This is a genomic window from Streptomyces sp. NPDC000151 (assembly GCF_040301705.1).
Classification (GTDB): domain Bacteria; phylum Actinomycetota; class Actinomycetes; order Streptomycetales; family Streptomycetaceae; genus Streptomyces.
Genome location: NZ_JBEPFC010000307.1, coordinates 1 through 1,559, shown reverse-complemented (window position 1 = coordinate 1,559; position 1,559 = coordinate 1). Strand labels below are relative to the sequence as shown.

1 protein-coding gene is annotated in these 1,559 nt (G+C 77.9%); it reads right to left on the bottom strand.

The features are described 5' to 3' along the window. On the bottom strand, window positions 1–1,559 hold a 1,559-nt coding region (locus ABT381_RS35740), incomplete at both ends, for an ABC transporter substrate-binding protein (RefSeq protein ID WP_351602278.1).

Genomic DNA, 1,559 nt, shown 5'->3' with positions numbered 1-1,559 from the left:
GGGCGGCACCGGTCGCGGGACCGGCCGCGGGCCCGGCCGCCGGGCGGTCGGCCCCCGAGCGGCCGGAGCCGCCGTGCGGCTGCCGGGCGCCGGGCGCGTCGGGGGCGTGCGCGCCGTCGGCGTCCCGCTGCCCGTTCCCGTCGCCCGTCCGACCCTTCTCGTCGTCCGTCCGCCCGTTCTCCCCGTCCGTCCGGCCGCCGTCCGCCGCGCTGCGCCGCTGCTGCGCCTCGCGCTCGCCGGGCTGCGCGTCGGTCTTCTCCTCGGCGCCGCCCTGCGGCATCCGCCAGCCCGCGTCGGCCAGCAGCGCCTGGGCGGCGGCGGTGTCCTGGCCGCCCAGCGCGGCGCTGTTGTCGCGGTACCCGGGCTGCCCGGCGAGCAGCAGGTGGCTGCCGACCGGCGCCGCGGGCAGCCGGAGCGGGCCCAGTACCTCCTTCGCCAGCGCGCCGCGGTCGATGGCGCGGGCCACCGCGCGGCGGACCCGCTCGTCGGTGAGCGGCCCCGTGCTGCCGTTGAGGGCGAGCTGCGTGAAGGACGGCGAGAGGGCGCGGTGGAGGGTGTAGCCGCGCAGCTGTGCGCGGCGCTCGGCGGCGGCCGCGGCCTCCTTGCGGTGCCGCTGCTCCACCTTGCGCTCGGCGTCGGTGCCGCGGGCCAGCGCCTGGTGGCGCAGCGCGTCGGCGGAGACGGCGCCGCGCGGCGCGTCGTCCCCGACGGCGGCCTGCTGGTTCCCGCCGCTCGCCGTGGTGAGCTCCTTGGCCGTGCCGCGGTCGATCTCCGCGACGTCGATCTTCCCCTTGGCCAGCGCGGCGGGCCGCTTCGTGGCGGGCAGCTCGGTCAGCACGATCTTCTTCAGCCGGGCCCGGGCGCCCCACCACTTCGCGTTCCGTACGAGGGTGACCGTGCCGGCCTCGGCGTCCCGCTTCTTCACCCGGAACGGCCCGGCGCTGCTCGCGAGCTTCTTGCGCGCGCCGTCGTTGAACGCCGCCGGGCTGCCCATGACGCTCTTCGGGTACAGCGGCGTGAAGAGCGACTGCCAGTCGGCGTACGGACGGTCGAAGGTCACCCGGACCTCGCCGGGACCGGCGCCCGGCTCGACCTTCTCGATGCGGTCGTAACCGGCGTTGCGCGCCGTCCAGTACGCGGCGTTCCTGCCCCGCAGCGCCTTCCACTGCGCGGCGAAGTCGGCCGCCGAGATCCTCCGGCCGTCGCTCCAGCGCGCCGCGGGGTTGAGGCTGTACCGCACGACCTGCTTCGGCTCGCGCTGGGTGACCTCGGCGGCCTTGAGGTAGTCGGGGTTGTGCTGCGGCACGCCGTTGGCGTCCAGGGTGAACAGCGCGGGCAGCACGGCGCCCGCCACCGTGTCCGTGCTCTCGCCGGCGTCCGCCTGGAAGGCGTTGAAGGTGCCGGGCAGCTCGTCCACGGCCCAGCGCACCGTGCCGCCGTCGCGCAGCGTCGCCGGGGCCGCCGGGGCGATGTCCTGGCTCCCGGCGCCGGCCGGCCGCGCCTCGTCACCGCCGCTGCAGCCGGCCAGTACGGGCAGCGGGAGCAGCGCGCCCGCGGTG